The following is a 25,928-nucleotide window of genomic DNA, read 5'->3' as shown; positions in this document are numbered from 1 at the left end:
ATGACGCGCAAAGGCATCATTTTGGCCGGCGGTTCCGGCACGCGGCTTTACCCGATCACGCATGCGGTGTCGAAGCAGCTGCTGCCGGTCTACGACAAGCCGATGATCTACTATCCACTGTCGACGCTAATGATCGCCGGCATTCGCGACGTGCTCGTCATCTCGACGCCGCAAGACACGCCGCGCTTCGAGTCGATGCTCAGCGACGGCAGCCAGTGGGGCATGAACATTCAGTATGCGGTGCAGCCGTCGCCCGACGGGCTTGCGCAGGCGTTCATCATCGGGCGGGAGTTCGTCGGCAATGATCCGTCGGCGTTGATTCTCGGCGACAACATCTTCTACGGACACGATCTCGCCAAGCAGCTGGACGCCGCCAATTCCCGCACCGACGGCGCAACGGTGTTCGCCTATCATGTGCAGGATCCCGAGCGTTATGGCGTGGTCGAGTTCGATCAGCAATTCAGAGCGCTGTCGATCGAAGAAAAGCCCGCGAAGCCTCGCTCGAACTACGCGGTGACGGGTCTCTATTTCTACGACAACACGGTTTGCGACATCGCGGCGGACATCGAGCCGTCGGCGCGCGGGGAGCTCGAAATTACCGACGTCAACTCGCGGTATCTCGCGGGCGGCAAGCTCAATGTCGAGATCATGGGACGTGGCTACGCGTGGCTCGACACCGGTACGCACGATTCGCTGATCGAAGCGGCCACCTTCATCGCGACGCTGCAGAAGCGTCAGGGACTCGTGGTCGCGTGTCCGGAGGAAATCGCGTTTCGCAAAAAGTGGATCGGCGAAGAGCAGCTGCTCGAACTCGCTAAGCCGCTCTCGAAGAACGCCTACGGTCAATATCTGCTCAATCTTCCGATGGACCAAGTCGCATGGCTATCCAAGTAACGGCTACCGCGCTGCCCGAAGTCAAGATCATCGAACCCAGGGTGTTCGGTGATGCACGCGGCTTCTTCTACGAAAGCTTCAACGCACGCGAATTCGCGGAGCACGTCCAAGGCGGCGTCGAGTTCGTGCAGGACAATCATTCTCGCTCGGCCAAGGGCGTGTTGCGGGGGCTGCACTATCAGATCCAGCATGCGCAGGGCAAGCTCGTGCGCGTGGTGGAAGGCGAAGTGTTCGATGTCGCCGTCGACATCCGCAAGAGCTCCCCGAAGTTCGGCGAATGGGTCGGGGTAAATCTTTCGGCGGAGAATCATCGGCAATTGTGGGTGCCGCCGGGTTTCGCGCATGGTTTCGTCGTGTTGTCGGAGTCCGCGCAGTTTCTCTACAAGACCACCGATTACTGGTACCAGGAACACGAGCGCAGCATCGTGTGGAACGATCCGGAAATCGGCATCGAATGGCCGATCGATTTCGAGCCGATGCTCGCGGCAAAGGATGCGGCGGGCAAGCGCTTGTCGGAAGCCGAGGTGTTCGCTTGAATGCAGAGAAAGTCATGACCGAGCGCGCGCAACGCACGATTCTCGTCACGGGTGTGAATGGGCAGGTGGGCTTCGAATTGCGGCGTTCGCTGCAAGGACTCGGCCGCATCGTCGCGCTGGATCGTGCCGCGCTCGATCTCGCCGATCCGGCCAGTATCCGCGCGTGCCTTCAGTCGCTCAAGCCGGACGTGATCGTGAATCCCGCTGCGTACACGGCGGTCGATCAGGCCGAAAGCGATGGCGCTGCCGCGCGCGCGATCAACGTGCATGCGCCCGCGGTCCTCGCCGAAGAAGCGAAGCGCCTCGATGCCTTGCTCGTGCATTATTCAACCGATTACGTGTTCGACGGCGCGGGAACGCATGCCTTTCGCGAAGACGACGCGACCGACCCGCAAAACGCCTACGGGGCGACCAAGCTCGAGGGCGAGCAGGCGATCGCCGCTTCGGGCGCATCGCATCTGGTGTTCCGGACGAGCTGGGTCTATGGTCTGCGCGGCCGCAACTTTCTTCTGACGATGCTCAAGCTCGCGCGCGAGCGCGACGAACTGAGCGTCGTCGCCGATCAAATCGGCGCACCGACCTGGTCGGCCACGATCGCCATGCTGACCGCATCGGTCATCGCGCAGGGTGTCGCGAACGAAGCGGGTCTGGCCGATTGGGCACGCGAAAAGAGCGGCATCTACCATCTCACGGCGGGCGGCTCGACATCGTGGGCCGGTTTCGCGGAGGCGATCTTTGCCGATGCGCAGCTCGAGCGTGCGCCGCGTGTGATTCCGATTCCGTCGTCGGAGTATCCGACGCCCGCACGCCGCCCGTTGAACTCGCGGCTTGACGGCGCGAAGCTGGCCCGCGTGTTCGGCCTGGTCGCGCCGGACTGGCGCGAAGCGCTCGCGCTGTGCCTGGCGTCGCGCTGAACGTGCCGCATCGGGCAGACGAAGCGAGCCTCGATCGGCTCGGCGCCGTCGTCGTTTTCTACAACCCCGATTCGAGTTGCATCGACAGGGCGAACCGGCTTGCGCGCTGGTGCCGATGCGTCGTCGTCGACAACACGCCCGCGCGTGAGGAAAGCGAACGCATCAGGGCGTCGCTCGACCCTTCCATAGTGTATCTGCCGAACTACGCGAATGTCGGCATCGCCACGGCGCTCAATCAGGGCATCGAGCGACTGATCGCGGACGGCTTCGAATTCGCCATGCTGTTCGACCAGGACAGCAAATCGACGCTCGATCTCATCGGCGGGCTGGCGAACGTGATGCGCGCGTGCATTGCGCGTCGCGAGCGGGTGGCGCTCGTCGGACCGGCGTATGAAGATGCGCGTCTGCGCGGGCTTGCGCCGTTCGTGCGTTTCGGATACTTCAAGCTCCAGCGCGTGATGCCGGCGGGCGACGTGCCGCTCGATGTGGACTTTCTGATCAGTTCCGGTTCATGCGTGAATCTCGCGTGCTGGCGCGAGATCGGCCCGATGGACGATGCGCTTTTCATCGATTTCGTCGATACCGAGTGGTGCATTCGCGCGAAATCGCGAGGTTTTCGCGTGCTGGGCGTGCCCTGGATCAGCATGACGCACGAACTCGGCGAAGAGCCCGTCCGCGCATTCGGGCGAAATTATCCGATGCACAGTCCCGTGCGGCACTACTACCTGTTCCGGAATGCCGTCACGTTGCTCAAGCGCGGCTACGTGCCATGCACGTGGAAATCCACGGAGCTGATCAAGCTGCCTGTGCGCCTCGTGATCTACGCGTGCTTCGTCCCCGATGGCCGCACGCACGTGAAGATGTCGCTACGCGGCTTGTGGCATGGGCTGATCGGGCGCCTCGGCCCGCTGGCCTGAACGCGCCCGGGCTCGCTCAGTCGAATTGTCCGATGCGCGGCGCGTCGGCGAGCGCAAACGGGTGCTTCGAGGTGTCGAGCGACAGATTCGGGTTGTAGGCGGGATCGCGCATCAGGGCGTCGCCCCAACGGCTTTCCATCTGACGCACTTCGCGCTGGAAGCGCTGGAATTTTTCCGGCGCCATGTCCGAGCCACGCGTCGCCGATTCGTGATGATAGAGTTCCGCGTGCGGCGTCCACACGTTGCGATAACCCGCTTCGCGCACGCGCATGCAGAAATCGACATCGTTGAAGGCGACGGCGAATTGCTCGTCGAGGCCGCCGACTTCCTCGTAAATCGACTTGCGGATCACGAGGCAGGCTGCCGTTACGACGGAGAGATTCTGCATGGCGACCGCGCGCCCGAAATACCCGAAGGTGCCGCGCCGCATCTTGTAGTGCATATGCCCCGCGATGCCGCCCAGGCCCAGCACGACGCCGCCGTGCTGCAAGGTATCGTTGGGATACCAGAGACACGCGCCGACCGCGCCGTTGCCCGGCTGCGCGGCAATCGACACGAGTTCTTCGAGCCAGTCGGGCGTGATCACTTCGATGTCGTTGTTCAGCAGGCAGACGAATTCGCCCTGGGCGAGCGCGACGGCCGCGTTGTTGAGCGCTGAAAAGTTGAACGGGCGGTCGTCGCGAACCACGCGCACGTTCGGCCGCGCGCGCAGCGTATCGAAATAGGCGAGCGTCTCGGGCTTCACGCTGCCGTTGTCGACCACGATGATCTCGAAGTTCGGATACGTGCTCTTGGCGAAAACGCTCTCGATGCACTGGCGCAGCAAGTCGACGCCGTCGCGCGTCGGAATGACGATGGAAACGAGCGCCGCGGGCGAAGGCGGCGCATAGCGCACGCGCAGAATGCCGATATCGCTCGCGAGCTGGCCGACCGTCGCGCGCACGCCGGCGCGTGCCAGATGCTCCTCGACCGCACGGATGCCGGCCGTGAGCGCATAGGGCTTTTCCGTGCCGGCGCCTGCCGTGCTGCCCGGAACGATGCGCCAGTGATAGAGCACGTGCGGAATGTGATGGACGGCATCGTGCCCGGCGATCTCGATGCAGCGCAGCGCCAGATCGTGATCCTGACTGCCTTCGAAGCCCTTGCGAAAGCCGCCGGCCTGCCGCACGAGCGCGGTTTCGTAGACGCCGAGATGAGAGAACAGATTCTGTACGAGGAACAGTTCCGGGTTCCAGTCGCTCTTGAAGTACGGAGCGCTGCGCTGGCCATCGGGCGTGAGTTTGTCCTCGTCGCTATAAAAGAGGCGTGCGTGGGGATTCGCGTTGATGGCCACGGCGATCTGATGGAGCGCGTGTTCGGGCAGGATGTCGTCGTGATCGAGCAGGGCGACGAACTCGCCCGTCGCGAGCGCGAGCGCGCTGTTGCTCGCCTCCGAAATGTGGCCGTTCTGCTCGCGCAACGCGATCTTGATGCGCGCATCGCCCGCGGCGCATTCCCGCAGCGTCGCGATGACCTCGGGATGCGGCGATGCGTCGTCGGCGATGCACAGCTCCCAGTGCGGATACACCTGCGCCTGCACCGATTCGATCATCGCGCGCAGAAGCGCAATGTCGCTGTTGTAGGTCGGAACGAGGACGGAAATCAGCGGCTGCCTTGGCAGAGCGCGCGCCTGTGCGCGGAGGATTTCGCGTTTCGCGTCGTCGATCGTGTCGTGCTGCGCGATCCAGCGCGCGTAGGCTTCGGGGCTGTCCTCGAACTGCTCGCTCGCCAGGATGCGGCGTCCGCGCCGCACGATGCCGTCGATGCCTTCCTTGCGCCAGATCGCGTAGTAATGCGCGAGCGCCGAGCGCAGACCGCCACGCATCCGGATGGCGCGCGCAGCCGATTCGAACGACCTGTTCGCCTGTTGCGCCCGCACCGACGCGGCGCGCAGCGGCGCTGTGACGCGCCAGGACATCGAGGTGCGCAGCGCGGTCAGTTCGGCTTCGAGCAACGCGATGGTTTGCTGCTGATTATCGCTGGCCCAATCTGCGCGCCCAGACGAGGCCAGCTGGCGCTGGAGGTCGGCGACCGTCGCTTCGAGCGCCGCGATGCGCCCGGCATCCGAGGCGAAGCGGGAATCACGCTCCTGCGCGGTTTCGTCGGTATTTTGCGGGGACGGCGGTACGTCGCGCGGGGTCTCTAGAGTCATTCAGGATGCCGGAGGCCGTGGTTGAGAGGCCGGTGCGGTGGAAAGCCGGTTCCGGATTATATCGGACGGGCGCGCCCGGTCCGCAGGGGGCGGTGCCTGCAACAGATGCACCCAAAAGTAACGGGATGAACCTGCCGATGGACGGGCGGTCTGATTGTTCCGTCAGCGCGAGCGGCCTTTCGGGCGGCTTGCGTCTCCGGGCGCACGTTGGAACTTCGGGGCGCGACCATTACAATACTGCCTCGATATTCGGAATAGCCCCGCCCTGGCGCGGCCCGGTCAAGCGGCGCAGGCCGCGTTCCAAACGGTTCGGTACGGTTCCGCTCGCGGGCAGAACCGCCGCCCGGCGCAGCGGCCGCCTAGGCCCACCGCTGATCACTACCTGGAATCAAAAGGTTCAAATTACACGATGCAACCAAGAATTTCGGTACGAGGCGGCGAGACGAGAGCTGTCCTCGCTGCCCGCGATGTGCTCGATGGCATTCGCTCTTATCCGGTCTGGTCGACGCTAGCCTGGCAGGATATCCGCCAGCGCTACCGGCGCTCCGTGCTCGGTCCGTTCTGGATCACGCTGACGATGATCGTGACGATCGCCGGTATGGGTCCGCTCTACGGCGCGCTCCTCAATATCAGCACGGAAGAATTCGTCCCTTACCTCGCGCTCGGCATCATCACCTGGGGCCTCATTTCGACGCTCATTCTCGACGGCTGTATCGTCTTCATCGGTTCGGACAGCATCGTGAGATCGGTGCGCCTGCCGATGACCTTGCACGTTTTCCGCACGGTGTACCGGAACATACTGTTTTTCGGCCACAACATTCTGGCGTACTTGCCGGTGATGCTTTTCCTCAAGCTCGCTCCACGCGTCGAATGGCTGATGGCGATTCCCGGCTTGCTCATCATCGTGATCGCCGCCGTGCCGCTCAACATCATTTTTGGCATCTTCTGCGCGCGTTTTCGCGATATGCAGCCGATCATCGGCAGCGTCGTGCAGCTGACCTTCTTCCTGACGCCGATCTTCTGGAAGCCGAGCGCGCTCGGTCACCGGGCTTATGTGGCCGACTGGAACCCGCTCTACATGTTCGTCCAGCTCGTGCGCGCGCCACTGTACGGCGAGGGGCTCAATCCGCACGTTTATATCGGCGCCGGCGTCACGACGCTGATTCTTTATGTGATCGCGATTCCGCTGTTCATCCGCTTCCGTTCTCGCATCGCGTTCTGGATCTAGCTCATGGCGTTTCTCAAACTCGAAAACTGCAGTCTGAACTTGCCAGTCTACGGCGCGAGCAATCGGTCGCTCAAACAGATGATGCTCTCGAAGGCCACCGGTGGCCGCATCGCGGCCGATAGCCGAAAGCTAACGGTCGTCGAGGCATTGCGCGACGTGAGCCTGGACGTCAGGGCAGGGGATCGCTTGGGTCTCGTCGGTCATAACGGCGCGGGCAAGACGACGCTTCTGCGCCTGCTCGCAGGCATCTATGAACCAAGTGCCGGCTCGTTTTTCTGCGAAGGACGCGTGACGAGCCTGCTCGACCTGACGCTCGGCCTCGACTACGAAGCAACCGGATACGAGAACATCGTCCTGCGCGGGCTCATTCTCGGCGCGTCGAAGGCGGAGATGACGCGGCTCACGCCTGCCATCGCCGACTTTTCCGAGCTCGGCGACTATCTGAACATGCCGGTTCGCACCTATTCGAGCGGCATGGTGCTGCGGCTCGCGTTTGCGATCGTCACGAGCGTGCATGCCGATATCCTGCTCATGGACGAGTGGCTGAGCGTGGGCGATGCCTCGTTCATTCAGAAGGCCGAAAAGCATATGCAGGAGTTCGTCGGGAAGGCCGACATCCTCGTGCTGGCGTCTCACAATGCGCAGATCATCCAGGATCTGTGCAACGTGATCGTCGAGCTGGAGCATGGCACGGTGAAGGATGTGCGGCGGGTCTGAGCGGCTGACCGGCCCTCAATCACGACAGAAATAGATCGGAGCGCGCATGGCCGGCCTGAAGGTGTTCGTCACCCGCGAGCTTTATCCGTTTACCGCTGGCGGGATCGGCCGCGCCATCGCGAATCTGCTCGACACGCATGCCGGCGTGCGGGGCGGTCACGAATTCGCGGTCGTCTACCTTGCGCAGCCGCTCGACGAGACCGGTTTTCGCGAGCGGTATCCGGGGACCGTGCTGATCGATGCGTCGCCGTCGTCATATGTCGAGTCGGATACAGACGGTTTCCACTATCCGCCCGCGGATCAGTTTTCCACGCATCCGCTGCATGCCGAATCGGTTCGCGCGATGCAGGCGCTCAAGCGGCTGGCGAACGAGCACGGCCCGCTGGACTATGTCGAGTTTTCCGACTGGGGCGCCGTGGCGTTCGCATCGTTGCAGGAGAAGCGGCTCGGCCTCGCGTTCCAGGATACGACCCTGGCTGTCAGGCTGCATACCTCCGACAGCGTACTGAGCGCGACGGAGTCCAAGCCTGTCGATCAGGCCTCGCTGATCCTCTATGACCTCGAACGCAAGGCGCTTGCGGACTGCGATTTGCTGATCGGCCAAGTCCCCGCCACCGCGCGCTGGATGCAGCGCTTCTTCGATTTCCCCGATTCCGAGTGGCTGCCGCGCCTGCGCATCGATCCGCCGCCGGTGAGGCTCGAGCACGGTGCGCCGGCCCTGGCGTCGGTCGTTGCGCAGTCGGCGACCCCGATCGTTTTCTCGTCGAAGATTCAGCGCATCAAGCGCCCCGACGTTTTCGTTCGCGGATGCTGCGAGTTTCTGAAGGCCAACCCCGCCTATGCGGGGAGGATCGTGCTGGCCGCGATCGCTCAGGACGTCGACTATCTCGACGTGGTCAAGCGCCTCGTGCCGCCCGATCTCGCCGATCGGTTCAGTTTTATCCAGGATGCAACGCCCGAGCAGCGCGCGAGGCTCATCGCCGGTTCGGTGTGCGTATTTCCAGGCTCGTTCGAATCGTTTTGCCTCGCTGCGTTCGAAGCCTCCATGTCGGGTGCGCTCTGCATCGTAAATGAATCCAATCCGGCGTTTTCGCGGGAGTCCGCATGGATCGATGCGGTGAATTGTGTGAAGTTCGATGGCGGCGCGAGCGGGTTGAGCCGCGCGTTGACACGCGCTTTCTCGATGGAGCAGGCCCTTCAGCCCGTTTCTTCCGGCCCGTCCTCGCCGCCCTCCTGGGAGTCGACGTGTACGGCCGCTCGCGCGAACACGCAGCGCGGCCCGGTCGCCGCGCCTTTGGTCAGCGTGCTCATCCCGCATTACAACCTCGGCGCGTATCTGAATGACACCGTCAGGAGTGCGTTGGACTCGGACCATGATCGGCTGGAAGTCGTGATTGTGGACGATGCTTCGACCGACCCGATGAGCATCGACGTCATTGCGCGATGGCAGACGAGCGGTGATTCTCGCGTACGCGTCGTGAAACTCCAGCACAACGTCGGACTGGCGGGTGCGCGCAACGTCGCGGTGTCGCATGCGCGAGGAGAATACGCTTTGACGCTGGATGCGGACGATCTCATCGAGCGTCGTTTCATAGGCATCGCGGCGAGGGCGTTGCAGCGTAATCCGGACTTCTCCTTCGTGGTGCCCCAGACGGCCTATTTCGACGATCGCCCGGGAAGCGACGCGCAGCCGCGCTATATGACCTTCGTCGGCGAAGCGCGCGCGTCGGGACTTTTCATCAACCGTTTTTCGACCGCGACGCTGATGGCGCGCACGGCGCTTCTGCGCTCGCTGCAATACAACGAGTCATTGCACGCGTACGAGGATTGGGAACTGTACGTGCGCGCCGTGATGGCGCGCCATCGGTTCATCGTGACCAACGCTGTGCATTTTCACTATCGCCGGCGACAAGACTCCATGATCCACAGCGAGTCGGCATTGCAGCGCATGCGTTTGTTTTATCACGATGTTTTACACGGGAAGGAACTGAAGATCGGCGACAATCGACTCCCGTTGTTCGTGCTGGAAGGCGCCGTGAGCGGCATCGGACATGGCGAGTCCGTCGATCATTTGCGGGCACGGCTCGCGAGGTATGACAACAGTGCGTTCGTGCAGGCAGCGCTTGCGGCGCGCGCGCAACTGGATCGCCTTCCGGACTGGCTTTACGCGCCTTTGAAACGGCTGGTCAATGCCGCTCGCACGATGCGGGCGACGCGCCGAGGAGCGTAACGCAGGTAACTCAAGGGCCGCTTTGCCCGGGAACACAGGGAGCGCGCAACCTTCGGCAAGCAGGTGCGCTCCGCATCAGGATTATCGGTATGTCACGCAAGAACGAGGACTACTGGCGGAGCCAGGACGGTGAAGCCTATCGGCGTCAGCAAGAGTGGCGTAGCGAACAAGGCAACACGAACTATCGCGCGCAGGAAGCCTGGCTCGTTGCGCATCTGAAGCAATGCAGCGAGCGTCTCGGCAGGCCGGTCGAAGTGCTGGACGTCGGCTGCGGATTCGGACGCATGGCGCGCGTGCTCGCCGACTGCCCGTTCGTCGTCTACTACGGCTACGATTTCTCCGCCACGATGGCGAAGGAACTGCTCGATGCTCCGCCCGCGAGTCTCGAGCCGGTCGCCGGCCGTGTGCGCGTGGCGCCGAATCCGCGAGAGGCGTTTGCGGACCGGCGCTTCGATATCGTGTTCACGGTGTCCGTGCTGATCCACAATGCGCGCGAAGCGGCCGCGCGGGTCTTGTCCGAGATGGCTTCGCTGCTTCGCCCGGACGGATACCTTCTGCTGATCGAGAACCAGCTCGTGCCGTTCGAACTCAAGGAGAACAACTGGCACGGCGGATGTTGGCTGCACGATTACGCCGGCGATCTCGCGAGGGAGTACGACGTCGAGGTCATCCGCGAACGCATTCCGGATCATGACATCTATCTCGTGCGGACCGTGCGCGGCGCGCAGCGCGCGGTGACGCTCATCGAAGGCGACGGCGCGGCGCGTCTGCTCGGCGACGAAGAGCGCCTGCTTGCAAGCATTCCGCGCTTGCATGTGGCGTTGAAGGGACTCCAGAGCGAACTGGAACATCGCGATGCCGCCGAAGCCGAGGCACGTCTGCACGATGTCGCGGAAGCGCATGTTATGCAGGCGCGCCTCATCGAGCAGCAGGGGCGCGCGCTCGATGAGCGGCAACGCGTCATCGATGAGATAAGCGCCGAGCGCGATACGCTCAGGAGCGTTCAGCAATTGCGCGCGCACATCCAGCAGACGCTCGCGCAGGTGCATGCCCAGTCGCAGGCCATTCACGTGGTCCCGCAAGCGGGCGATGATCTCGCTCAGAAGAGCTTCACGCGCGCGTTTCCTCTCGAGCAGTCCTTCGAGTGGCAAGCCGCGCGCGACACAATCTATGCCAATCCGGATTCGCGCTTCGCTCAGGTCTGCCACGTGTTCCATCAGGATTGGGTGGGCATGCGCTCGGCCGTCGGCGCTTTGCCCGGCTGGAAGCTCTCGATTCCGTCGGCTCAAGGCATTCCGGTTGCCGATATCGAACGCATCGTGGCGCTGCTTCGGCAGCATGACATTCGCAAGCTCGTGCTGCACGGCATCTCGGACCCGATGTACGCGCTGACGCTCGCGCTTGCGCGAGTCGGCTTCGATGCGCAGTACCTCGTGTGGCACGGCACGACGACCCAATGGGTCTGGGAGGACGAGCGCCGCTTCGCGCACCGCGCCATCCAGATGGCGCGGGAAGGCAAGGTCCGGCGTTTCAGCGCGATACGGCGGGGTCTCGGGCCCATCGTCGGAGAGCGAAACTTCGCGCCGCAACTCGTCAACATGCCGCCGCTGTTCTCGAACCGCACGGTTGCGCGCCGCTCGCCGCGACGCGAGGATTGTCACGCGCTCGCGCCTTCGTGGAACGACTTGCGCAAGAACCTCGCGACCAATGTGCTGGCGGCGCAGTGCGTCGACCGAATCGGCAGGATCCATGTCGTGGCGAAGGACTTCGACTTGCCGAAATGGCTGGCGCCGAAGCTGACTAAGGTGGCTTACCGCGATCACACCGGCATGCTCGAGATGATGGCGTCGATGGACCTCGTGCTGAACGTCACGACGATCGACTGCCATCCGATGGTCGATCTCGAAGCCATGTCGGTCGGCACGCCGTGTGTGCGCGGACCGCTGTTTCTCGACGGGCTCGAGGATCACGAATACGTACGTCTGACTTCGGTCGACAATCCGATGAGTGTCGAAGACATCAGCCGGTGCATCGAAAGACTGCTGAGCGTCGAGACGCACACGCTCGACGGGATGATGTCCGATTACAAAAACGCCTTACTCGAGTTGTCGCGTCAGCGATATCTGGAATTTCTCGAAATCTGAAGCCGATGCCCATGAGAGTATTCGTTACCAAGGAACTGTATCCCTTCACGCATGGCGGCATCGGGCGTTCCATCGCAAACATGCTGTCGGTGTCGACCGAAGAAGAACTGGCTGGCACGGCCGTCGTCTGGGTCGGCAATGATATCGACACAAGCTCGTTCGCGATGCTCTATCCGAAGGTACGGCTGGTCGTCGCATCGCGGCAGAACTACAGCTTGTCCGATCGTGACGGAACGAGCTATCCACCCGAGTGGGCATTCACCGATTCCGAATGGCACTGGCTTTCCGTGAGGGCGATGCAGGGCCTGCGCCGGCTCGCCGATGAAGTCGGGCATCTCGATTACGTCGAGTTTCACGACTGGGGCGGTCTCGGCTTCGCGAGCATTCAGGAGAAGCTGCTCGGATCGGCGTTTCAGGACACGGTGCTGGCGGTTCGCTTGCATACGGCGGATAGTCTTCTGGCGGACGTCGACAACCGGCCGGCCGACAAGCAAGCCCTGGTGGTGTTCGATCTCGAACGCAAGGCGCTGGCCGATTGCGATCTGATCGTGGCGCAACTGCCGGAAGTCGCCAAGGCAATTCAGACCTTCTTCGCGTTCTCCGACGAACAATGGTCACCGCGCCTGTGTTTCCATGCATCGCCCGTGTTGCTCGATACGGGCACGGTCGCCACGCGATCCATCGAACCTTCGCTCGATGTGAACATTGTTTTTTCGTCGAAGATCCAGCATCTCAAACGGCCGGAACTCTTCGTGCGCGGATGTTGCGGCTTTCTCGGCGCGACGCCGGACTACCGAGGCTCGATCGTTCTTGCCGCGCACGCGACAGACCCGCAATTCCTCGCGCGCATCAAGCGCATGATTCCGGACGACCTGAAGAATCGCTTCAGTTTTCTGAACGATCTCAGCGCGACCGAGCGGCACGCGATCGTTTCGCGCTCCGTCTGCGTCACGGCGTCGTCGTTCGAATCGTTCTGCCTGTCGGCTTACGAGGCTTCGCTCTCTGGCGCGGTGTGTGTCCTCAATGGATCGAATCCCGCGTTCGGCGAGAACTCGCCGTGGATCGACAACGTCAATTGCCTCAAGTTCGACGGCAGCGCAGCAAGCCTTGCCGCGGCACTCGCGCGCGCGGTGAAGGGCGGCGCGCGGGCTGTTGTGCAGATTCCTTCGACGCCGGCGCCGTGGACCTTTGGCGACAGGAGCGACCCGGGCTCGCAAGCGGATAAAGCGACGCAGCCACTTGTTTCCGTGCTCGTCCCTCATTTCAACCTGGGCGACTATCTGCTCCGGACGGTCGACTCGGTCCTCGCGTCGACGTATTCGAATGTCGAGATCATCGTCGTCGACGACTGTTCGACGGATAGCTTCAGCCAGCTCACGATCGAGCGTCTCGAGGGCGTGCATGAACGCCTGCGCATCGTGCGCAATCCCATGAACCTCGGTCTTGCGGCGACGCGAAACGCAGCGCTGGCGCATGTCCGCGGCGAATACGTGCTGACGCTCGATGCGGACGATCTGATCGGCCCTGGCTTCATCGAGCTGGCGGTGCGGGCGCTGGAGAATCAGCCTGAGTACGATTTCGTCGTGCCGCAGACCGGTTTCTTTCACGATGCAGAGGAAGGGCAGATTGGTCAGCAAGTCGCCTTCGCGGACTACGCAGTCTTCTACGGCGAGGCTCGCGCCGCCGGCACGATCGAGAATCGCTTCTCGACCGCGACGTGCATCAGCCGGACGCGGGTGCTGCGTGAATTGAGATACCGCGACGAGCTCGAGGCGTACGAAGACTGGGACTTCTATATGCGCGCCGTGATGGCGGGCAAGCGCTTCATCGTAACGAATGGCATCCACTTCTTTTATCGCCGGCGCAGCGAATCGATGTTCCATTCGCCAGAGCGGCTGGCGCGGCATCGCACGCTGTATCACGATCTTTTGCGCAACAAGTCGCTTACGCTGGGACATTCACGTCTGCCACTCTATGTGATCGAGGGCGGCTTAGCGGCCGGCGCGGATGCGGCGGCGTTGCGAGAGGAGCTCGATGCGGCGCGCGCGCGACTCGACTACTTCGAACGAAGCCGTGCGGTGTTCGTCGCGGTGCGGTTCCACGAGAAGTTGAAGCGCGTCGCGCCGTGGGCGTTGTCCGCATTGTCGGCGGGCGCGAGAGTAGCGCGCGCAGTGAAGCGACGCCTGCGGGGGTAGCAGCGTTCGAAGGCGATAGCCGGACAGCGCATATCGCGCCGGTCCGGCAGACGCCTCAACGATGCGCTTTGGCGCGTTGAAGGGTTTCGCGGAAAAACTTGCGATAAGCCTGCGTTCGAACGCTCCAGTCCCAGCTTTTGATGCTCTCCAGATTCTCGGCGGACAATTCCTGCAAGCGATGCCGGTCGACGATGAGCTTCTCGATCGCTTCGGCGAGGCATTCGGACGACCGCTCTTTCAGGATGAACTCCCGCTGACGAGGTCCGAGCGCCTCCGACACGATTCCTACGTTCGTCGATATGACCGGAACGCCGCAGGCCATCGCTTCGAGAACCGGATTCGGCGTGCCCTCGGCTTCTGAACAGCAGATCAGAACGTCCAGCGAATTGTAGTAGGCCGGCATCTGACTGTGCGGAATGTGCCGCACCTGGCGGTCGGCGAAATTCTCGCTGACCCGAAGGCCCTTCGCGCGCAGCATCTCCAGCGCGGGCTTGAGAATGGTATGAAATCCTTTCGGATCCAGCCGCTCGCCACCCGTCCCGGCGGCTCCCCAGGCACTGTTGCCGGACCAGCCGATCCGCAGTTCCCGCGTGTTGCCGCTTGCAAAGCGTCCGAGATTCGACGGGCTGAAGCGCGTCAGATCGACGCCGTCCGGCGTTTCGCCTTGCGGCTTCGGGTAGTGAGGAATGTTCTCGTAGATGCGCTTGAGGATATCCGAGCTGACCGTGTATCCGTTTGCCAGGTGGTACATGGGCCCACGCGCAAGCGTCTCCTCCTGAGTGAGGAACAGGTGATCGAACACCGTGAACGTGACCGGGCGTGGAGCGATGAGCCGCTCGACAAAGGGCTTCCAGCCTCCACACAAACGTTCGACGTACGGACGTCCCCAGTCCTTGTCGAGATGATGCAGCGGCTCGCGCCAGAACATGTGCACCAGATCGTGCCCTCGTGTCATCTCGAGCACCAGCACGGGATTGCCGATGTCCTTGAGCGTGATCATGTCGAACTCGAACTCATCCGAGGTGTATCGCATGATCTGACGCGCGATGTTCGCGAGCGCCCAGGTTCCCGTGTCGACCATGAGCGCGATGCGTGGACGCGTCTTTGCGATCGTTCCCGCCATGGGCGGCGCGACAGCGACGGCGGCGGTTTGCGGCGCCGGCGGAGCCGGCTCGACCCAGGGTGCGCGGAGATGGTGCTTGCGATTGAATTGATCCGTCGAAGCTCGTAGAACGTCGGCATCGGGTACGGCAGGGCGCGGTTGCGCGGGAGCGAGCGTCAGTCCCGGCGCATCGCTCATGCCGATTTTCCGGCCGTCCTCGAAGATTCGCAGGGAAAAGTCGGTTTCGTCCAGCCCTTCCGCGAGCGCTTCGTCGTATCCGCCCAGCGCCTGCAGGGACGCAACCTTCAGGAATACCGCCGGACCCGCAAGCAAGGTGATGAGGTACCCGCCGCCATGTGTGTGCGGTCTCGTCGAAAGCAGCATCTCACGCGAGATTTCGAGCCGTCCGGGCGCGATCCGGGGCACCAGATAGCCGATGCCGGTGGTTCCATTAACGGCGCTCTGGCTGGCGGCCGACATCGCGAGAAAGTGACATCCGAGACTCGCGATGTCGCGCTGCGCATCTCTCAGCATGTCGCGCGTGAACGTCAGGCCGGTCTCGGCGAACATGATCCAGCTCGTTTCCGCGAAGCTCGCCATCCGGTTCCGGCATGCAGACGCGTTCGCTTTCGCACCCGTGAACTCCAGTCGCAACTTGAGGCCGGACTCGTTCCGAAACTGCTTCAGGGAATCGAACCTCGCTGCGTCTGCGCCGTTGACCATGATCAGCACCTTGCCCGCGAAGTGGGGCAGATGCTGTGCGATCGATTGACAGAGCGCAAGCGCCGGCGCGCTGTCTCCGTCGATGCACATGGCGATGGTGAGATGCAGCCCGTTATCGCCGATATTGGCGCCGTCGGGCTTTCCAGAATCGGCCGCCAGAAACTCATGCAGACGATGGCCGAGATACGCGCGCGTTTCGAGTTCCAGTTCCAGCGCTGAAGTGGTGTTCATCGTATCAACGCCTCCTCGCAAGCAACGCGCCGATGAAACGAAGGATGGGCTTCGGCACGCGTCGGCGAATCGCGAACCAGATCCGGACGATGCGCCAGGGGACCGCGGCCAGTCGCTGATTGGCTTCGTTCAGCGCATCCTGCAGGATGCGGTTCTGGTCTTCGTGGCGTGCGATCGCCTCCCAGACGAGCTGGTTCTCGGCCTTCGCCGCACGCACCCCGACCAGTAGCGCTTCGTTCTCGTGTTCGCAGAAGTGCAGTTGCGCCTCGATCGCGCTTCTCGACTGCTCGGCGGTTTCAAGCAGCGTCTGAAGTTGCGCACGATTGTTCTCGGCTACTTCCAGGCTTTTCTGGACTTCTTCCAGGCTCTTCTGAAAGTTGGCGGCGACGGCCGCGCGCGTGCGCTCCGCGCTGATCCGCGTGCCCCACAATGCGTCGCCTGGAAAGAGCTCCTGCCTGCCGATATCCATCGATACCGGATAGCCCGCGAACAGCGCGGGTCCAATCTTCGCCGGCCCCCACACGCCGACGTAGTAGGACGTCTCTTCTGGCACGGGAGCGACATCGTCCTGCATCGGTACGAAAATGCCGGGCGCGAGATCGACGTACTCGAGCATGCGATCCTGGGTGTCGTTGCTGCGTGCGCGCTTCGCTTCGCCGGCTTCATCGAACATGCCGAAACCGACGGCAAGCGTCCCCAAATGCCACGAAGTGGCCGGTCCGAGCACGTCTTCGGTGAGTTGCTGGAATTCCGCGCGCGTGAACCGGTGCAGGTGATACGGATTCGTGCCGCCGTCCTTGAAGTACCAGTGATCGTTGGGCGCCGAGACGATGATCGTCGCGCCGGGCGCCGCAACCGCCTTGAGATTTTGCAGGAACGCCCTCGGATCGTTCAGATGCTCGATGGTTTCCAGTGAGACGATCAATCCGAACCGCTTGTCGCCCACGATTTCCTGAAGGTTTTCCGCGGGCGCCGCGCGATAAGTGACTGCGGGATCCTTGAAACGCACCTGCGCACGCCGCACCGCATCTTCGGAAACATCGATACCCAGCACGGAGGTAGCGCCCCACTGGCGCATGAGCCACGAGCCGTACCCTTCCCCGCAAGCGATGTCGAGCACATCCTGACCCTTGCACGCATCTCTGGCCGAGAGATAGCGCGCCATGTGAATGGATGCTTCGATTGCGCTATAAGGAGCGCTTTCCTCAAACAATGCGAGTCGTTCCATCGGGTGTCTCAGTTATCTCAAAATATAAGGAGCACTTTCCTCAAACAATGCGAATCGTTCCATCAGGCGCCTCGGCCAAATATAGAGGCGCGTTTGCTCAAACATTGCGAGTCGTTTCATTGGGCGCCCCGGCTATCTCAAAATATAGGGGCGCTTTGCTCAAGCAACGGGGGTCGTTCGATCGGGCGCGTCGATTATCTCAAAATATAGAGGGCGCTTTGCTCAAACAACGCGAGTCGTTCGATCGGGGCCGGTCTATCTCTAAAGGTGCGGGTTCAGTCGTGCGTGTCTAGCGCAGCCTCAGCCGGCCAGTCGTAATGAACGACATGAATTGAAAGTTGCAGTAGAAGGTCAGGGGCGTGACGATGATCTTGGAGACGATCGGTGCCAGGCCCAGATGATGAGTCAGCAAGTCGATGATGACGGAAGCAGTCAGAATCGCGATCGCCTGATACACGATGTAGCGCACCAGTTTCCCGAGCAGATAGTGACCCTGGTATTCGAAGATCCGCCGCACCGACACAAAAAATACGAACAGAACCGCGGCGGTCGCGCTCGCCGTATTGGCGAGCCAGACCGGCGACTTGAAAGCGGTCAGCGTGACGAACAGGCAGAAGTCGATGAGCCATCCGAGACCGGATACGACTCCGAAACGCATGAGCATGCTAGGCGTCTCCACAATGGCGGGTAGCAGGAGATTCCGGCTGAGGTGTCCAGCCCGCCATCAGAAATGGCAGGCAGAAACCAATCAGTTGCAGATCGTAGAGGTAAAGGAACACGGAAGCGGGCGCGAACAGGAAGAACACGCACACGCGCGCGACAGTTCCCGCCGCGAGCAGCGCGCAGGGCGGATAGCGCCGGAACCATGCGAGCGCGACGAGACAGACGATCAATTGCGGAATGTGAGTCGCGACCATCGCCGTCCAGTGACGCAGGGACCGGAGACTGTCGATCCAGTGATGGCCTTCGGGAGCGAAGCTGTAAAGCCACTGGAATTTCTCCATCGAGCCGCCCGGATCGGCCAGCTGATCATAGAAAGACTGAAATTCGAACGAGTTGGACGGCATCCGCAGACCGTCAACCGACCCGCTGAAGCCGAGATTGGAGGCGAACGTCGCCAGCCGGATCTTGATGAACAGGACGGGACTCTCCAGCGCCAGCCGCACGTACGTCTTCTGCAGATCCCGTACGTCCGCGTCTGTCGGTGGCGCTCGTTCCGTATGGGTTTGATGCCAGTAGACGATTTCGTAGGGCGACCAGTGCGCCAGAGAAAAATCCACGTCGATCAGCCGATCCAGTACCTCGCGCGTTTGCGCTGAAGTGCTTGCCGACAACTGGTTCTGCCCAATCTTCAGCATGCCGGTCACCGGATTCACGAGCGCCGTGATGCCGTACATGCGCTTTGCCTCGCTCAGTGCCGTCCGATCAGGAAACAGCGCGCGTTCGGCCAATGGGGTGATCGACAGCCACGCCACTGCGGCGATCGCGACCATGGCGAGGCGACGCGCACGGCTGCCGCTCAGAAGCAGGCATGCACCGGCGAACCAGATGCCGAGCGTAGGAATATTGTCGACCCGAAGCAGTGCTGCAACCAGGCCATTGCAAACGAGCGCCGTAACGATGACGCAACGCTGGCTCGCGGACCAGCCGCTCCACTTCATCAGCATCACGAACACGCACACGGCGAAGCTCGCCATGACCAGACCGTTCATCGCGTCACGCAAATGCACGGCGCTGGCAAACGGGATGATCGTCAGCGGCAGCCACGCGACGCAAAGCGTGACGATCAGCGCGCGAATTCCCCGGCGCGTGGCGCCGAGCCCGATCGTGAGAGTGACCAGCAGCAGAAGCATCGTTCCTGCGACACCCGTTGCCGTGACGAGCCTCGGCCCTTCCAGCAACAGAAGTCCGCCGACCAGCAGCGGATACCCGATGCCATACCATGTGTCGTAGGCTCCCGCGTCGAAGACGACGTAGGGCATCGTGCCGTCCCATCCGACTACGCCTGGCCAGGTGATGAGCGCCGCAACCCCCATCCAGCCGACGATGCCAACGGTTCCGATGATGACGCTGACCGGTCTTCCGCTTTTCGCCAGTTGCGCCAGCGACCTGCAGGTCCAGGCCGCAACCGGAATCAGCATGACGAGGAGGAAGGTCTCCGCGGCGGCCAGCAGTTTGATCGCCACGAACATGCGGCTATCGGGACGACGGATGGACGTGATCGCATAGGCATCGTTGCCGGCGGGCTGAAGCTCGAACGCCTGAAATGGCGCGTCGAAGGAAATGCGGAAGAGCTTGCTGGCGGCGCGGCCGTTGTCGGCCAGAATACGTGCTTTCGTCACATCGCCGGAGAAGTCCGAGCCGATGGCCAGCGAACCGAACGAACGACTCACGGCGACACGCAAGCTCGTTGCATCGCGCTCGACGAGCACGAAAATCTTGTCCGATCCCGACTGCGGTATTGCGATGGCATGCTTCTGCGAGTCCGGTCCGACTACCGCGAGAGTCGGATTTTTGCTGCCGTCGAGCGTGTAGATCGACGTGCGGTCGACCGAAACGGGCTGCACACGGTCGTTGCCGATCTCTGGCCCGTTCGGCTGGCTCGAGGCCAACGGAATGCCGATCAGCGCGCTGTCCGTCGCCTCGATCCGCCACGCGGCATCAGGCGACGCTGCGGTCTCGAAGCGGCTCGGCGTGCTGGGTTTCAACGGGTAATTCAACTCGGGAGCGAAACCTTGCCCCGCGTCCAGTTCTACTGTCGTCACCGGTGCGTTCGAATCGAATGCCACGACGTCGAAATCGCCCGCGTAGGACCGCTCGTGCACCGCAAAGAGCGTGATGCAGGACATCAGAAATGCGATGGCGAGACTACCCGACCAAACGACCGGCAACGCCCTGAGGAAGTGGCCGAACACCGAGACAGCCAACATGACGGCCGCCGCGAACCCGACCCACAGGGCCTTGTCCTTCCACGAGAGCGAAGGTCTGGGCAGCGGGATGGTCAATGTGCTCGCGACTGGCGCATAGAGATCGAGCGTCTGCTCTTTCCCGCCGATGTCCACCCGCGCGATGCCGGACCACGAGTGACGTCCCAGCTCGAGTCTTGCACCTTCGCCCCAGGCGCCATCCCACGTGAGTGTCGCCGGCTGGTTGCGATAGGAAACATAGCGCTGACCGCGCGGCTCCCAGGCATCGCCCGCGCCCGACCAGTGACCGTCGAACGACTGCGCACCGGACTCGAGTCCGACCCAGACTTCCGACGAAGCCGATGCCGGATTCTTCTGTCCCGCCGCCGTGACACTGACTTTCGGATAGTGCTGCGCGACCGGCGGAACGAGCGCCGCGACGCATGCGGCACCGACGACGAGTGGCGCCAGATCCACTATGCGTACCGATCGCCACCCACGGCGCACGAACAGCGCCACCGACGCGCCCGCCGCGAGCGCGACCGGCGTCGTGAGCCAGGCCACACGAGGCAGGGCATGCGCGCGCAGAAACAACGCGACGACGAGAGCCGTCAGAAGCGCGGCGCACAAGCCTGCAAGCACGGAAGCCAGAATCGGGCGGGCAGCGCGCAGAGGGACGGAGTCAGATGTCACGTAACGAACTCGAGCGAGAAGGCTTGAGGCGGATACGACGCATCAGAGCGAGGGCGGCGCGTTTTGCAGGAATCGTTCGACTTCCGCAGGCGTGCCCAGCGGATAGACGGCGCCTTCCGGCACTTCATGCAGATAGACGGGGCGGCCGGAGGAGATGAGCTCCTTATAGAGCGGGGCGATGTATTTCTCGCCCTTTTCCATGCGACTGCTGTCACGGTAGTAGCGCTCGTACGCATCGTTATAAAGCGAAAACGACGAGAACCAGTACAGGCCGATCGTTGCATGAGGCGAGATGCGTACTTTCTCTCGCAGTTCCGTGATGCGCCCGTCTGGCTCCGCCGCGGCGAAACTCCAGCCGTCACCTTTGCCGGGGAAGCACGGCACCCAACCGTCGCCGCGCGTGGCATCTGCCGGCAGCGCCGACGGATGCACGAACGTGTCGATGTTGTACACGAGCATCGGTTGCGACGGATCGGCGATTAGATCGCGAGCGAGCGTCGCGGTCGTTGCCTGTCCGTCGGTGAGATAGCCGATCTCGAGCACCTGACGGTCGGCAATGCCGAGCCGTGCCGCTTCGCTTTCGATGAACGCTCGCGCGCCGTCTTCCTCACGAACGATGAAAATGAACCGCCCCCTTTGCTCGATGAAACTCGAGAGACTCAGCATCGACCATGTGAAGAGCGTCTTGCCATGCGCCTCGATCTGATACTTCGGCACGGTGTAGCCGGCATCCCGAAAACGCTTGCCGAGGCCACCCATCGTGATGATCACGTTCACCATCGTCATTCTCCGCCCGGCTCTTCGCCGACAAGTTTGAGAATCTCGTTGTAGGAGAGCTTGAGGAATTCGTCGGGACGAATGGCCTTGTCGTCGACATAGAAACCGCCGCGTCCTGGCCAGGGCTTGCCGAGATGCAGTTCGTCATAGGGGACCTGATGCCTGTCGAGCCATTCCATCAACAGCTTGCCCGTGTTCGCGACGATGCGGCCGATGTTGCCGTCGTAGGTATTCATGTTGCGCGCCGTGAACAGGATCACGTAGAAGCCCTGTTCGCGATAGCGTGCGAGCTGCTCCATCATTTCCGGTATCGGCAGCAGATCGGCATACGATTCGTCCGGAAGTTTCTTGGGACACAACGTGCCGTCGATGTCCATCACAATGCATTTTTGCTTGACCAGCACCTGAGCCTCCTCAGAAATTGCGTTCGAGTTCGTCGAGTATGTCTGCCGCGTTCACGAGAAAAGCGATCACCTTCTTCGGAACGTCGATGTGCAGCGGAGCCATGCTGATGAACAACGACGCCTCGTAGAGTCGCGTCAGCTCCGGATCGAAGCCGCTCTCGGTGAGCTTCTGCCGGAACATCCCGGTGGCCCACGGCTGAGGCTTCGCATCGATGTGCAGGCGCACCTTCAGATCGCTGTCGATGTCCAGGCGGAAGAGCCCATAGTTGATGAAGTCGTAGTTGCCGACCACCGAATGCGACAGCTTGGCGATGTCATAGTAAGGATTGACATACAGCTCATCTTCGGTTTCCGCGCCTCGCGCGTCGATGAAACGCATGAGGCCGGTCGTCTTGCTGTACAGAATGTTCGAGAAGCACAGATCGCCGTGCCCGATGCACAGGCTTTTCTCGATTTCCGCAGGTTGCGACTTGTCGAGCAACTTCAGATACCGGTCCAGCAGGGAGCGAACCCCGCCGAACGTCGCACGTGCATAAGGCTCGATCGATGCATAGGCAGGCAGCGCTTCGAGTTGCTCCAGACGCGCTAGCAGCTTCGACCGGTACGCTTCGTCGCGCGTACGTTCGGCGATGTCGCGCGGCACCGGCCTGGCCGGTCGCGATCGCACGAAGAAGAGCACTTTATCGAGGAAGCGTTCGAGATGGATCCTGTTGAGCGAGCCGTGGATCCATTGCAGCGCCATGTCAGGAACGAACAGGCGCTCCATCTTGTAGCTCGCGCCTTGCGCTTCCCGCGTGAAATCGTAGGGCTGCACGAAGAACATCTGCATCGACGCGGGCAGAAGATGATAGAAGTCGTGTTCGCGCTTCAACTTGGCGGCGTCGGTCGACCGCTTCAGCAGGACGAATTCGTTGACTGTCTGAACGGAATTGAAAAAGCGCGCGTCGAAATTGCTGGTCAGGTAATCCGTGAAGCGAAGCGGGTCGCGCAAGTCGATCATGTTGGCGTGATCGGGCACGGGCTGCAACTGCTCGCCAGCTTCCCGGAAGAACGACTCGGCCGACTCCCCCGATGCGACGGCCCGCAGGAACGACTGAGCCAGGTCGTCCACGAGCACCATCATATGGGGTGCATAAGGATCGAACTGGTTGGTGTCATTCGCCACCCGCAGGTTATTGCGCGTCAGGCTGAGTTTCTGGAGAAAGAGCGCCGCCTCCTTTTCCGCGCAGCCGAATGCGATCCAGGCGGGAATATAGATGATCGTCTGTCTGCCGGGGCCGGAAAGCGGCGGTTTCGCCAGTGAGTCGGCATGCATCAGCGATTCCAGATCGACGAACGTCAGACCCGCCTGCCCGGCGAGGTCGGAGATCCAGCGGTCCAGTGAGCGCTTGCGGTAGTACACATCCGAGAATCGTTCGATACCCAGCAGGTTGCAGACGTCACTCGGCGGCGGCTGAGTGTTGTCGTAGATCAGTATCTTCTTCACCTCGTCAATCCTTCAGGCTGAGATGGGGCGCGTCGCCATTTGCGAAACAGGATCAATGCGATGATTCCGGGAACACACAGAATCTGAATCTTCCACTGATCGAAAACAGAGACCAGCGCGTCGTTCGACGCCGCGTGCGCCGGCCGATGGATGATGATGTCGGCGAACTGGCTGACGAGCCTGACGAGCGGACTCCAGCTATTCAGATCCTGCGTGAGCAGCCCCAGGGCGAGAAGTTCGAAACACCAGATGAACAGCGTGACGAAGGCGAGCGTCAACATGCGGCCGCTAAGGAGAGGCCTTGCCAGTTGGGACAGATCGTTGATCGTCTCGAGAACCCTGAGAATGCGAACGGCCTTTTCGTCGCGATAGGTTCGGATCACGTGCAGATTCAACGTGGCCAGTTGTTCCGGCAACACGAAGAAGAAGCACAGCGTGGCCAGCACGAATGCCGTGCTCAGCCAGAGAACGGGGGCGATCGGTGCCACTTCCACGTCGGTGCGTGTCAGGATGACGAGGATCATGGCGCCGAGCGCGACCATGTCGAATACGCGCTCGACCCAGACGATCACGACACCGCGCGCGATGCTTCCCGACTGCTGCCAGGCAAACTCATTGACGCGCACCAGTTCGCCGAGCTTGAACGGAATCACTGCCGAGCAGGCGGCCGTATAGAGGTAGAGCCCCAGCAGCTTGCGCAGCCGAATGCTGCCAAGAAGCAGGCCGAGTCGCAGCATGCGGGCGCCGTGCGCCACCGCATACAGGACGATCGGCCAGATCAGGGCGCTGGCTGGAGGGAAGCCCGTGCGGGACCAGCCGAGCGGGAGCCAGAGCGCGAGCGAGCCGACGAACAGGACCGCTGATACACCGAAGCCCCAAGACAACAGGCGCTTTCGATTAACGAGGGACATCAGGCTGCCCCGATGGCTGAGTCGAGAGCGTGCTGTCGTACACGGTATCGAACCGGTAGTCGTCGGGAGAGCGGATGGTGTGCTGCCCGTCGAGGAAATCACGACGCCGGAACACGAACGTCGTCAGCAGTTTCAGAACCTGGAGCGACTGGCGTGTCAGTTTGACATTGGACACCTGATCGTCCTCGCGCCAGCTGATTGGAAAGAAGCGGATCTTCCAGCGGCGCCAGACGGTCGCCAGGATCATGAAGTAGTTGAACGTAAGGTTGTCCGCGAAACCCTGATAACGCAGATTCCTGACGGCATCGACGCGATACATGTTGAGACCCGAGCCCAGGTCATAGAGGCGCTTGCCGCTGGCCGCCGAAAACAGCAGATTGAATACCTCGTTGCCGAACGTACGGAACGCGGAATAGCCTTCGAGCCGCGAGCCGGGCATGAAGCGGGCGCCGAGGAGGCAGTCGACCGTGCGATGTTCGCCTCGCTCGATATGAGGCAGCAAATCGCGTATGCTCCCCTGATCGTCACCGTGAAGGACCACTAGATAATCGAATCCCTCACGCGCGGCATAGGCGAACGCGCTCTTGTGCGAGCCGCCCAGACCGAGGTTATCCCAGTTCTGCATGACGCGAACCGGCAAGTCCAGTTGCGCCGCGGCAGAAATCGCGGATTTGACCGTGTCGTCGGTGCTTCGATTATCGACAACGATCACTTCACGGAAAAGCGCCTCGCATCCCTTGAGTTGCAGGAGCGTGCGGCCAATCTGAGGCGCGCAGTTATATGCGGGAATGAAGACGAGAATGCCTTCACGGTTCGGTGTAGTGCCCATCTTGCTGGATTTCTCGGGAAAGGTGCTGAGCACCGCTGCAGGCCATGACGGACAAGCTCTGACGGGCGTCTAGCGGATTATGTGCCGCATTCTAACCCATCGGTCCGACCCGAACCTTCGGGAAACGGATTCAGACAGCGCCTGCGCAACGTGCTGTCACTGACGGGACTTCGACCGCGCGTGACGGAACACCCAGAGGTCCGGCCGAAAATCGTTGCGGCGCACCGTGTGAGCAAGATGTTGCCGAAGCGGTGTCCGAGCCGATATGCAGTTTCTTCGTCACTCAGACGCGAGCCCACGACCATGTCGAGGCGGTTTTCGACGAGCGCTCCGATCAGCTCCGGCGCGGCGGCGGCATCGTAGGTCGCGTCGCCCGTCGACCATCACGTAGACATCGGCTTCCACGTCGGCGAACATGCGTCGCACCACGTTGCCCTTGCCCTGCAAGGGCACGTCTATCACCTGAGCGCCGGCGGCGCGCGCGGCCGCGCCCGTGTCGTCGGTGGAATTATTGTTGAACGCGTAGATTTCGGCCGACGGCAGATGAAACCGGAAATCGCGGACGACGTGCGCGATCGTTGCTGCCTCGTTGTAGCACGGTACGACGACGGCAATGCGTAGCTGCGATATTTCGGCCATGAATGAAGTCACGCACTGAATCCGGGCACGCGC

At 62.1% G+C, this 25,928-nt stretch carries 19 protein-coding genes and 1 pseudogene; 9 read left to right on the top strand and 11 right to left on the bottom strand.

Annotation, left to right across the window (positions count from 1 at the left end; all coding sequences use genetic code 11):
• The 4 genes from rfbA to NCR38_RS10515 are packed head-to-tail and all read left to right on the top strand — an operon-like array spanning nt 1 to nt 3,261.
• Entirely contained in the window at nt 1-894 is an 894-nt protein-coding gene (gene rfbA, locus NCR38_RS10530; RefSeq protein ID WP_250477007.1) for a glucose-1-phosphate thymidylyltransferase RfbA, read from the top strand.
• Nucleotides 879-1,430, top strand: coding sequence for a dTDP-4-dehydrorhamnose 3,5-epimerase (gene rfbC / locus NCR38_RS10525; RefSeq protein ID WP_250477006.1), 552 nt, complete (start codon nt 879-881; stop codon nt 1,428-1,430). Before rfbA ends, rfbC begins: the two co-directional genes overlap by 16 nt.
• Nucleotides 1,431-1,444: 14 nt before the next feature.
• Entirely contained in the window at nt 1,445-2,344 is a 900-nt protein-coding gene (gene rfbD, locus NCR38_RS10520) for a dTDP-4-dehydrorhamnose reductase (protein ID WP_250477017.1), read from the top strand.
• Nucleotides 2,345-2,346: 2 nt separating this feature from the next.
• Entirely contained in the window at nt 2,347-3,261 is a 915-nt protein-coding gene (locus tag NCR38_RS10515) for a glycosyltransferase family 2 protein (RefSeq protein WP_250477005.1), read from the top strand.
• A gap of 16 nt (nt 3,262-3,277) precedes the next feature.
• On the opposite strand, the gene NCR38_RS10510 is transcribed toward NCR38_RS10515, so the two are convergent.
• Nucleotides 3,278-5,125, bottom strand: a complete 1,848-nt coding sequence (locus tag NCR38_RS10510; RefSeq protein ID WP_250477016.1) for a glycosyltransferase — start codon at nt 5,123-5,125, stop codon at nt 3,278-3,280.
• 736 nt (nt 5,126-5,861) lie between these two features.
• On the opposite strand from NCR38_RS10510, the gene NCR38_RS10505 reads away from it, so the two are divergent.
• The 5 genes from NCR38_RS10505 (at nt 5,862) to NCR38_RS10485 (ending at nt 13,966) form a co-directional block, all read left to right on the top strand.
• Nucleotides 5,862-6,680 carry an ABC transporter permease gene (locus NCR38_RS10505; RefSeq protein WP_162066855.1) on the top strand — a complete coding sequence of 273 codons (819 nt, stop codon included), beginning with the start codon at nt 5,862-5,864 and terminating at the stop codon, nt 6,678-6,680.
• A gap of 3 nt (nt 6,681-6,683) precedes the next feature.
• On the top strand, nt 6,684-7,397 hold the full coding sequence (locus NCR38_RS10500) for an ABC transporter ATP-binding protein (protein WP_250477004.1): 714 nt from the start codon (nt 6,684-6,686) through the stop codon (nt 7,395-7,397).
• A gap of 46 nt (nt 7,398-7,443) precedes the next feature.
• A complete protein-coding gene (locus NCR38_RS10495) occupies nt 7,444-9,627 on the top strand; it encodes a glycosyltransferase (protein WP_250477003.1) in 2,184 nt (727 codons plus the stop codon).
• Nucleotides 9,628-9,716: 89 nt separating this feature from the next.
• Complete coding sequence (locus NCR38_RS10490) at nt 9,717-11,771, top strand: methyltransferase domain-containing protein (RefSeq protein WP_250477002.1); 2,055 nt, start codon at nt 9,717-9,719, stop codon at nt 11,769-11,771.
• A gap of 11 nt (nt 11,772-11,782) precedes the next feature.
• On the top strand, nt 11,783-13,966 hold the full coding sequence (locus NCR38_RS10485; RefSeq protein ID WP_250477001.1) for a glycosyltransferase: 2,184 nt from the start codon (nt 11,783-11,785) through the stop codon (nt 13,964-13,966).
• A 55-nt stretch (nt 13,967-14,021) separates the two neighbouring features.
• On the opposite strand, the gene NCR38_RS10480 is transcribed toward NCR38_RS10485, so the two are convergent.
• From NCR38_RS10480 to NCR38_RS10435, 10 genes and pseudogenes are all read right to left on the bottom strand, one after another.
• Entirely contained in the window at nt 14,022-16,022 is a 2,001-nt protein-coding gene (locus NCR38_RS10480; RefSeq protein WP_250477000.1) for a glycosyltransferase, read from the bottom strand.
• A 4-nt stretch (nt 16,023-16,026) separates the two neighbouring features.
• On the bottom strand, nt 16,027-17,187 hold the full coding sequence (locus NCR38_RS10475) for a methyltransferase domain-containing protein (protein ID WP_250476999.1): 1,161 nt from the start codon (nt 17,185-17,187) through the stop codon (nt 16,027-16,029).
• Nucleotides 17,188-17,539: 352 nt separating this feature from the next.
• On the bottom strand, nt 17,540-17,914 hold the full coding sequence (locus NCR38_RS10470) for a GtrA family protein (RefSeq protein ID WP_250476998.1): 375 nt from the start codon (nt 17,912-17,914) through the stop codon (nt 17,540-17,542).
• 1 nt (nt 17,915) lies between these two features.
• Nucleotides 17,916-20,849 carry a hypothetical protein gene (locus NCR38_RS10465; RefSeq protein WP_250476997.1) on the bottom strand — a complete coding sequence of 978 codons (2,934 nt, stop codon included), beginning with the start codon at nt 20,847-20,849 and terminating at the stop codon, nt 17,916-17,918.
• Between the two features lie 42 nt (nt 20,850-20,891).
• Nucleotides 20,892-21,629: a glycosyltransferase family 2 protein gene (locus tag NCR38_RS10460; RefSeq protein WP_250476996.1), complete on the bottom strand. Its 738-nt coding sequence runs from the start codon at nt 21,627-21,629 to the stop codon at nt 20,892-20,894.
• Between the two features lie 2 nt (nt 21,630-21,631).
• Complete coding sequence (locus NCR38_RS10455) at nt 21,632-22,030, bottom strand: capsular biosynthesis protein (protein ID WP_250476995.1); 399 nt, start codon at nt 22,028-22,030, stop codon at nt 21,632-21,634.
• 10 nt (nt 22,031-22,040) lie between these two features.
• Nucleotides 22,041-23,516 (bottom strand): aminoglycoside phosphotransferase family protein, encoded by a 1,476-nt coding sequence (locus NCR38_RS10450; protein WP_250476994.1) that lies wholly within the window; start codon nt 23,514-23,516, stop codon nt 22,041-22,043.
• Nucleotides 23,513-24,427: a lysylphosphatidylglycerol synthase domain-containing protein gene (locus NCR38_RS10445; protein ID WP_250476993.1), complete on the bottom strand. Its 915-nt coding sequence runs from the start codon at nt 24,425-24,427 to the stop codon at nt 23,513-23,515. Before NCR38_RS10445 ends, NCR38_RS10450 begins: the two co-directional genes overlap by 4 nt.
• On the bottom strand, nt 24,414-25,256 hold the full coding sequence (locus NCR38_RS10440) for a glycosyltransferase family 2 protein (protein WP_250476992.1): 843 nt from the start codon (nt 25,254-25,256) through the stop codon (nt 24,414-24,416). Before NCR38_RS10440 ends, NCR38_RS10445 begins: the two co-directional genes overlap by 14 nt.
• A 200-nt stretch (nt 25,257-25,456) precedes the next feature.
• A pseudogene (locus NCR38_RS10435) lies at nt 25,457-25,895 on the bottom strand (glycosyltransferase family 2 protein); the annotation flags it as partial.
• Between the last annotated feature and the right edge of the window lie 33 nt (nt 25,896-25,928).

Source organism: Caballeronia sp. INML1, from assembly GCF_023631085.1.
In the GTDB taxonomy this organism is placed as follows: Bacteria; Pseudomonadota; Gammaproteobacteria; order Burkholderiales; family Burkholderiaceae; genus Caballeronia; species Caballeronia turbans.
The sequence above is the reverse complement of the archived record's forward strand: the minus strand, read 5'-3'. Positions and strand labels throughout refer to the sequence as shown.